The 7,290-nt window shown below is 72.2% G+C and carries 7 protein-coding genes and 2 pseudogenes; 6 read left to right on the forward strand and 3 right to left on the reverse strand.

Translation table 11 applies throughout. The features are described 5' to 3' along the window. The first annotated feature begins 91 nt into the window (after positions 1–91). From GTW08_RS17175 to GTW08_RS17195, 5 genes are all read left to right on the forward strand, one after another. Complete coding sequence (locus GTW08_RS17175) at positions 92–1,366, forward strand: class I SAM-dependent methyltransferase (protein ID WP_304580199.1); 1,275 nt, start codon at positions 92–94, stop codon at positions 1,364–1,366. A gap of 1 nt (position 1,367) precedes the next feature. Next, positions 1,368–2,207: a sugar phosphate nucleotidyltransferase gene (locus tag GTW08_RS17180; protein WP_073577631.1), complete on the forward strand. Its 840-nt coding sequence runs from the start codon at positions 1,368–1,370 to the stop codon at positions 2,205–2,207. 28 nt (positions 2,208–2,235) lie between these two features. Then, entirely contained in the window at positions 2,236–2,910 is a 675-nt protein-coding gene (locus GTW08_RS17185) for a PIG-L deacetylase family protein (RefSeq protein ID WP_073577632.1), read from the forward strand. 31 nt (positions 2,911–2,941) lie between these two features. Beyond that, complete coding sequence (locus GTW08_RS17190) at positions 2,942–3,967, forward strand: NAD-dependent epimerase/dehydratase family protein (protein ID WP_073577633.1); 1,026 nt, start codon at positions 2,942–2,944, stop codon at positions 3,965–3,967. Positions 3,968–4,039: 72 nt separating this feature from the next. After that, complete coding sequence (locus GTW08_RS17195; protein WP_073577634.1) at positions 4,040–4,309, forward strand: DUF2277 domain-containing protein; 270 nt, start codon at positions 4,040–4,042, stop codon at positions 4,307–4,309. 161 nt (positions 4,310–4,470) lie between these two features. On the opposite strand, the gene GTW08_RS31110 is transcribed toward GTW08_RS17195, so the two are convergent. From GTW08_RS31110 to GTW08_RS17205, 3 genes and pseudogenes are all read right to left on the reverse strand, one after another. Then, a complete protein-coding gene (locus GTW08_RS31110; protein WP_167379109.1) occupies positions 4,471–4,887 on the reverse strand; it encodes a RidA family protein in 417 nt (138 codons plus the stop codon). 54 nt (positions 4,888–4,941) lie between these two features. Further along, positions 4,942–5,649, reverse strand: a pseudogene (locus GTW08_RS31115) (IclR family transcriptional regulator); the annotation flags it as partial. Continuing rightward, a complete protein-coding gene (locus tag GTW08_RS17205) occupies positions 5,646–6,620 on the reverse strand; it encodes a sugar kinase (RefSeq protein WP_083658995.1) in 975 nt (324 codons plus the stop codon). The gene GTW08_RS17205 and the pseudogene GTW08_RS31115, both read right to left, overlap by 4 nt. A 120-nt stretch (positions 6,621–6,740) precedes the next feature. On the opposite strand from GTW08_RS17205, the pseudogene GTW08_RS17210 reads away from it, so the two are divergent. Next, positions 6,741–7,290 (forward strand): annotated as a pseudogene (locus GTW08_RS17210) (amino acid deaminase); the annotation flags it as partial.

The raw sequence follows: 7,290 nt of genomic DNA on the forward strand, positions 1-7,290 counted from the left end.
GAGATGAGCGGGAACACGGACAAACACCCACGAAAGGGTGACCCGCACCCCGGGCGCGGCGGACACCCGTCGGGTTGACACACTTCCGTGCGTGCTGAACACGGATGCTTCCGGGACGACGTCGTCGATCGGGTCCGGAACCGCGTTGACGTGCCGTCTCTGTGGCACGACCGACCTGCGCAGCTTCTGCGACCTGGGCGCCACACCGCCCTGCGAACTGTTCCTCACCGAGCAGACGGCACAGCAGCCCGAGCAGACCTTCCCGCTGCACGTGCGGGTGTGCAACTCGTGTCTGCTCGCCCAGCTGCCGCCGGAGATCAGCCCGGAGGAGACGTTCGAGGAGTACGCCTACTTCTCCTCGTTCAGCTCGTCCTGGGTGGACCACGCGCGCCGTTTCGTCGACTCGGCGCAGGAGCGCGCCGGGCTGGACACGGGCTCGTTCGTCGTCGAGGTCGCCTCGAACGACGGCTACCTGCTCCAGCACGTCGTCGCGAAGGGGATCCGCTGTCTGGGCGTCGAGCCGAGCGTGAACGTCGGTGAGGCCGCCCGGGAGAAGGGTGTCCCGACGCTCACCGCGTTCCTCACCCCGGAGACCGGCGCCCGGGTCCGTGCCGAGCACGGCCCGGCGGACCTGGTCTGCGGCAACAACGTGTTCGCCCACATCCCCGACGTCGTCGGCTTCGCGCAGGGACTGCGCGCCATGGTCGCCGACGACGGCTGGGTCTCCATCGAGGTCCAGCACCTGCTCACGCTCGTCGAGCGCAAGCAGTTCGACACGATCTACCACGAGCACTTCCAGTACTACACGCTGCTCACCGGGCAGCGGGCGCTCGCCGCGGGCGGGCTGACCCTGGTCGACGTCGAGCTGCTCGACACCCACGGCGGCTCGATCCGCATGTGGGCGCGCCCGGCCGATGTCGCCGGTGAGCCGAGCGCGAAGGTCCGCGAGGTCCTGGCCGCCGAGGCGGCCGCCGGGCTGCACACGCCGGAGGGGCACGACGGGTTCGCCGAGGCCGTCTCCACCATCCGCGACGACCTGGTGTCGTTCCTCATCGACGCCCGCCGGCAGGGGAAGCGCGTGGTCGGCTACGGCGCCCCGGGCAAGGGGAACACGCTGCTCAACTACTGCGGCATCCGGCCCGACCTGCTCGAGTACACGGTGGACCGGAACCCGTACAAGCACGGGCGGCTAACGCCGGGCACCCGAATCCCGATCTTCGCTCCGGAGCGGATCGCGCAGGACCGCCCCGACCACGTGTTGATCCTGCCCTGGAACCTGCGCACCGAGCTGACCGAGCAGCTGTCCTACGTCCGCGAGTGGGGCGGCACGCTGGTCTTCCCGATCCCGTCGCTCGAGGTGGTCTGACGTGAAGGTCGTCCTGTTCTGCGGTGGTTACGGCATGCGGATGCGCGATGGCGCGTCCGACCTCCCGAAGCCGATGCACCCGGTGGGGCCGCGCCCGCTGATCTGGCACGTGATGCGCTACTACGCCCACTTCGGCCACAAGGACTTCGTCCTGTGCCTGGGCTACGGCGCGCACCACATCAAGAACTACTTCCTCGACTACGACGAGACCGAGTCCAACGACTTCGTGCTGCACCAGGGCGAGGTCGAGCTCATGGGCAGCGACATCAAGGACTGGAACATCACGTTCGTCCACACCGGTCTGGACTCGCCGATCGGTGAGCGTCTGCGCCGGGTGAAGGCGCTGGTCAAGGACGAGGAGATGTTCCACGCGAACTACGCCGACGTCCTCACCGACGCCCCGCTGGACAGGATGGTCGAGCAGTTCGCCGGCACCGACGCCGTCGGGCAGCTGATGGCGGTGCCGCCGCAGTCGGCGTTCCACTGCGTCGACGTCGACGACAACGGCAGGCTCGAGTCGATCACCACGCTGCAGGAGATGCCGATCTGGGAGAACGGCGGCTACCTCATGTTCCGGCCGGAGATCTTCGACTTCCTCGAGAAGGACTGCGACCTGATCGCCGACGCCGCCGCCCCGCTGGCGCGCAAGGGCCGCATGTCCGCCTACCGGCACCGCGGTTTCTGGCAGCCTGCGGACACCGTCAAGGAGCGCAACGCGCTGGAGGCGGCCTACCAGAGCGGCGCGCGACCGTGGATGCTCTGGGAGTCCCACGAGACCGACCAGGACCCGCTGCAGGCCGCGATCGCCGAGATGCACCGCAGCAGCCACCAGCGCGACTAGGCCGCGATTCCGGGGGGAACGAGAGACCGTGCTGAACCTGTTGCCCGAGCGGCTGGACCGCATCCTGCTGCTCGGCGCCCACTGTGACGACATCCCGATCGGGGCCGGCGGGATGCTCCTGGAGCTGTGCCGCGCCTATCCGGGGGTGCAGGTCACCGCGCTGGTCCTGACCGGGGCGGGGTCGCTGCGCGAGGAGGAGGAGCGGGCCGCACTGGCCGCGTTCACCCCCGGCGCGCACCTCGACGTCGTCGTCATGGACCTGCCCGACGGCCGCGTCCCGCAGCACTGGGAGCGGGCGAAGATGGCGCTGGAGGACCTGCGCAGCCGCAGCGAGCCGGACCTGGTGATCGGCCCGTCGCCGCACGACGCCCACCAGGACCACCGGACGCTGTCGCAGATGATCCCGACCGCGTTCCGCGACCACCTGACGCTCGGCTACGAGATCCTCAAGTGGGAGGGCGACCTCGCCCAGCCGACGGTCTTCCTGCCGCTGTCCGAGCCGGTGCTCACGGAGAAGATCGCCAAGCTCAACGAGCACTACGGCAGCCAGCGCGACCGGACCTGGTTCGACGACGAGACCTTCCGCGGCCTGGCCCGCGTGCGCGGGGTGCAGTGCCACGCCCGCTACGCCGAGGGCTTCCACGTCCAGAAGCTGACGCTGTCCGCAGCGCCGATGGTCGGTTCCGAGCCGAGCGGTTTCTGACCCCGCACACACCGCCGAGAAAGGGATATTCATGCGCGTACTGCTCACCGGGCACCAGGGCTACCTCGGGACCGTGATGGCGCCGCTGCTCGCCGCCGCCGGTCACGAGGTCATCGGCCTGGACTCCGGGCTGTTCGCGGACTGCGTGCTGGGTTCGCTGGACACCCCGGACGTCGACGGGATGTCGACCGACCTGCGGGACGTCACCGTCGACCAGCTGGCCGGGTTCGACGCCGTCGTCCACATGGCGGCGCTGTCGAACGACCCGCTGGGCTCGCTGGCCCCGGAGATCACCTACGACATCAACCACCACGCGTCGACCCGGCTGGCCCGGCTGTCGAAGGAAGCCGGTGTCGGCCGCTTCGTCTACGCCTCCACCTGCTCGGTGTACGGCGCCCAGTCCGGCGACGACCTCGTCGACGAGGACGCCCCGCTCAAGCCGGTCACCCCCTACGCGATCTCGAAGGTCCGCGTCGAGGACGACCTCGCCGAGCTCGCCGACGCCGACTTCGTGCCGGTCTCGATGCGCAACGCGACCGCGTTCGGGTTCTCGCCGCGGCTGCGCGCCGACATCGTGCTGAACAACCTGGTCGGCCGGGCGGTCCTCACGGGCGAGGTCACCGTGCTGTCCGACGGCACCCCGTGGCGTCCGCTCGCGCACGCCGAGGACATCGCCGGTGCGGTCGTCGCGGCGCTGGGCGCCCCGGCGGACGTCGTCCGGGCCCGGGCCTACAACGTGGGAACCGAGACGAACAACCGGACCGTCGCCGAGATCGCGCAGGCCGTGATCGACGCCGTCCCCGGCTCGACGCTGAACATCACCGGTGAGGCCGGCAACGACCCGCGCTCCTACCGGGTCGACTTCGCCCGGGCCCGCAAGGAGCTCGGCTTCGAGGCGTCCTGGACGATCCCGGCCGGTGCCGAGCAGCTCGCCACCGAGTACCGGAACCGCGGCCTCACCCAGGACGCGTTCGACCACTCCTTCACCCGCCTCGCGGTGCTGAACCGGCGCCAGGCGGCGGGGGAGCTCGACGGGTCGATGCACGTCGTCCAGTAGTTCGCACTCGGTCGACGGCCCGTCCCGCGCTACGGTCGCGGGGCGGGCCGTCGTCGTATCCAGGGGGTGCCCATGTGCCGCAACATCCGGACGCTGCACAACTTCGAGCCGCCGGCCACGACCGACGAGGTGGACGCCGCGGCGCTGCAGTACGTCCGCAAGATCGCCGGGGCGGCGAAGCCGTCGCAGGCCAACGCCGAGGTGTTCGAACGGGCGGTCGCCGCCGTCGCCGAGGCGACCCGGGAGCTGCTCGACGGGTTGACCACGACCGCCCCGCCGAAGGACCGTGAGGTGGAGGCGGCGAAGGCCCGGGCGCGGGCGGAGCTGCGCTACGTCCGCTGAGGGAGCCGTAGGTCGAGCAGCAGTCCGGTTTCGGCCGACGCCTTCCGAGCGTCGCGTTCCCGTGGCCGGGAGCACGGTTCCGCAACGCCCGATCGACGTCGCCCTGTCGAGACGCACGTTGTCGCCCCGGTGGGGGCGGGAACGTGCATCTCGGCGAGTTGCTAGGCGGCCGGGGCGGCCAGGGCGTCGATCTCCACCAGCATCTCGGCGTGGGGGAGGCCCACGAACACGGTGGTGCGTGCGGGGAGCGCGGCACCGTCGGGGACGTGCCGGGACACGAACTCGCCGTAGGCGTCGTTCATCGCGGAGAAGTGCTCCCGCTCGGTGAGGTAGACGCGGAACATCAGGACGTCGCCGACCGAGGCGCCGCCCGCCTCCAGGATCGCGCGGACGTTCTCCAGGGTCCGCAGCGTCTGGGCGTGCACGTCGCCCGGCGCGATGTACTGCTTCGTCGCCGGGTCCATCGGGCCCTGCCCGGAGACCTGCAGCAGGCCGCCCTTGCGCACGCCCTGGCTGAAGGTGTGCGCGGGGGCGGGTGCGTCGGTGGTGGTCACGGTGCCGTTGGCGGCGGTGGTCATGCGGGGGGGATCCTCTCGGGTCGGGCGCCAGCCGAGGTCGCGGGAGATCGTCCCGGTGACGGCCAGCAGTGACGGGACCAGCTCCATCAGCTGGTCGTAGCCGGCGACGATGGTCGGCACGGACACCGACACCGCCGCGACGACGGTTCCGGCCGGTCCGCGGACCGGCGCCCCGATGCAGTTGATCGAGGCCTCGTTCTCCTCGCGGTCCTGGGCCCAGCCCTGCTCGCGCACCCGGGCGAGCTCGGCCAGGTAGGCGTCGCGGTCGGTGATCGTGTGCGGGGTGCGGGCGGGGAAGTCGACGTCGTCGAGCACCCGGTTCCGCTCCGCCGCGGGCAGGTCGGCGAGCAGCACCTTCCCGGCGGCGGTGGAGTGCACGGGTCCGCGCAGCCCGACCCGCGACGCCATGCGCACGTTGTCGAGCGACTCCAGCTTGTCGATGTAGACGATCTCGCCGTCGTCGCGCTCGGACAGGTGCACGGTGTGGCCGTGGGCCCGGTTGAACGCGTGCAGGTGCGGCGCGGCGACCGTGCGCACCTCGCGCTGGTCCAGCCCGCGCGAGGACAGCTCGAACAGCCGCGAGCCGAGCCGGTAGCGGTGGTGGTCGTCGCGGTGCACGAAGTGCTCGTCGGCCAGGGTGCGCAACAGCCGCAGGACGGTCGTCTTGTGCACCTCGAGCGCCGTGGCGAGCTCGTCGAGCGAGGCCGGGCCCTCCCCGAGGGCCACCAGGATCCGCAGCGCCTTGGTCAGGCTGGTGCTCACACGGCCTCCCGGTCGGCGTTCACGCGCAGGGTCGCCCAGGCGTCGTCGTCGAGGTCGAGCAGGTGCTCGGGCAGCGGCGCGGCGGAGTCGCCGGGAACGACGAGCACCGCGGCGGCACCGAGGTGGCCCCGGCGCAGGCAGCGGCCCACGTCCTCGCCGCGGACCAGGCCGGTGAGCAGCCCGGCGGCGAACGCGTCGCCCGCCCCGACCGGCTCGACGACGTCGACGACCAGCGCCGCGCGCTCGGTGACCGCACCGTCGCGGTGCACGGCCAGTGCGCGCCGGGCGCCGTCCTTGACCACGACCAGCTCCGGGCCGGGCAGCAGCGTGCGCAGCCGGGCCGGGTCGTCGGTGCCGAACACCCGCCGCGCCTCGTCCGCCCCGACGAGTACGACGTCGGCCCGATCGGCCAGCGCGGCCACCGCGGCCGGGTCGCCGTCGGGCCACATCTGCTCGCGCCAGTTCACGTCGAACACGACCCGGTACCGGCGGGGGCGGGCCAGCAGCGCGGCCAGTGCGGCCGCGCAGGACGTCGACACGGCCGCGGTGATCCCGCTGACGTGCACCCAGTCCGCGACGGCGATCCGGTCGCGTACCGCGGGCAGCTCCAGCAGTTCGGGCCCGGCCGCCGAGGCCGCCGATCCGGACCGCCGGTAGGTCATGACGGTGCCGCCGTCGGGCGCCGGGTACTTGGCGTAACGGCCGGTCGGGAGGTCCGGGTCGACGCCGATCCCACCGGTGTCGACCCCGGCGGCGGCGAGCGTGTGCTGCACGAGGGCGCCGTGCCGGTCGTCACCGAGACGCCCGACCCACGCCACCGCGACGCCGGCCGCGGCCAGATCGAGCGCGACGTTCACCTCGGCACCCGCGGCGTGCGCGGGGGCCCGCGGGTCGTCGACGGCGGCCGCGTCGGGGACCAGGGCGAGGGCCTCGCCGAAGCACACCACGGCGCTGCGGCCCGGGGTTTCCACTGCTGGGTTCTCCTCCGCCGTCGTTGACCGATCTGTCGCGGTGATGCTAGAACAGCCGAACCGAAATACGCAACAAGTGCTGCAAAATACGCAACGTACCTGCTCAGAGGGGAGAACGGGATGCTCCGGTACGCGTCGCTCGGCGCCGAACGGCCCGGCCCGTACGCCAAGTCGGTCCCGCCGCTGCCCGGTACGGTCGACGAGTGGCTCGCCGAGGGGCCGCGGCTGTCGGACCTGGCCACGCCCGTCCTCACCCTCGACCGGGCGGCCCTGCACGCCAACGCCGAGCGGATGGCCGGCTGGTGTGCCGCACACGGCGTCGACCTCGCCCCGCACGGCAAGACGACGATGGCCCCCGCGCTGTGGGACCTGCAGCTGCGCCACGGCGCCTGGGGGATCACCGTCGCGACGCCGTGGCAGGCGCGGATCGCGATCGACGCCGGCGTGCGACGGGTGCTGCTGGCGAACGCGCTGGTCGACCCGGCAGGCGTGCGGGCCGTCGCCGCCGCGCGTGACGCCGACCCGGACCTGGAGGTGCTGAGCTGGGTCGACTCGGTCGACGCCGTCACCGCGATGACCACCGCCGCGGGGTCCCCGGCACGGCCGCTCGCCGTCGTCGTCGAGCTGGGGGCGCCCGGCGGCCGGACCGGCGCGCGCACCCTGGCCGAGG

This window comes from Pseudonocardia sp. SID8383, from assembly GCF_009864975.1.
Classification (GTDB): Bacteria; Actinomycetota; Actinomycetes; order Mycobacteriales; family Pseudonocardiaceae; genus Pseudonocardia; species Pseudonocardia alni.